This window comes from Borborobacter arsenicus (assembly GCF_003934165.1).
GTDB lineage: Bacteria > Pseudomonadota > Alphaproteobacteria > Rhizobiales > Rhizobiaceae > Pseudaminobacter > Pseudaminobacter arsenicus.
Map to the genome: position 1 here is coordinate 1 of NZ_RKST01000097.1, position 880 is coordinate 880.

Here is an 880-nt window from a genome sequence, read left to right on the forward strand (position 1 = left end):
CTAGGCCGTGTGGACGAATTTGATCAAGCATAGTCCGGCGGCGAAGCTTACGATGGAGCGGAAGTTCCGTGCGGTCTTTTCGCAGCGCAGGGCGACGCGTTTGAAGCGCTTGAGCCGGCCGAAGCCCTGTTCGATGCGGGCGCGAGCCTTATAGAGCGACTTGGCGAAGAAGGCCGGTATGTTCTTCTCGTTGGCCTTGTGGGGGATCACCGGGGCGATGCCGCGAGCCCGCGCGGCGGCGCGATTGGCCTTACTGGAATAGCCTTTGTCGCCCAGCGCGGCGCGTGGGGTGATGTCCGGCCCTATGTTGAGCAAGGTCTCGAAACGGGTTGTGTCGGAAACCTGGCCGCCGGTCAGATCGAACGCGATGATGTCGCCCGAATTGTCCGCTTTGGCGTGGATTTTCGTCGTGAACCCGCCGCGCGAGCGGCCGAGCGCCTGGCCTTGCTGCCCCCCTTTGCGCCGGCCGCCGAGACATGGGCGCGTACGATGGTGGAATCGAACATCTGGATCAAATGGGCCGATGCACTCATCTCGGCCAACGTGTCGAAGAAGGCTTCAAATACGCCCGCCTTGCTCAGCCGGTCAAAGCGCTTCCACACCGAGTTCCAATGGCCGAAGCGCTCCGGCAGCGCCCGCCAGCGCACATTCTCCACCGTGAAGAAGTGCATCGCTTCCAGAAACAACCGGTCGTCCGCGGCCTTGCGGCCCCGCCGGGGCAGGCAGGCCCGGAAGACCTCCAGCGCGTTCGCCCAATCCGTATCCGTCATCTTCGTGGACATCGCCGACCTCCAAATCAGTCAGCAACCTATGAATCAGACCGGATTCGTCCCCGGAACCCCAAAACCTATACCTGAGTCAATTCGTCCACACAGCCTAG

General features: G+C 62.4%; 1 protein-coding gene and 1 pseudogene. Both read right to left on the bottom strand.

Translation table 11 applies throughout. The features are described from left to right. Positions 1–525 carry an IS5 family transposase gene (locus tag EET67_RS26345; RefSeq protein ID WP_128628921.1) on the bottom strand — a complete coding sequence of 175 codons (525 nt, stop codon included), beginning with the start codon at positions 523–525 and terminating at the stop codon, positions 1–3. A 38-nt stretch (positions 526–563) separates the two neighbouring features. Beyond that, positions 564–782 (bottom strand): annotated as a pseudogene (locus tag EET67_RS26350) (transposase); the annotation flags it as partial. Between the last annotated feature and the right edge of the window lie 98 nt (positions 783–880).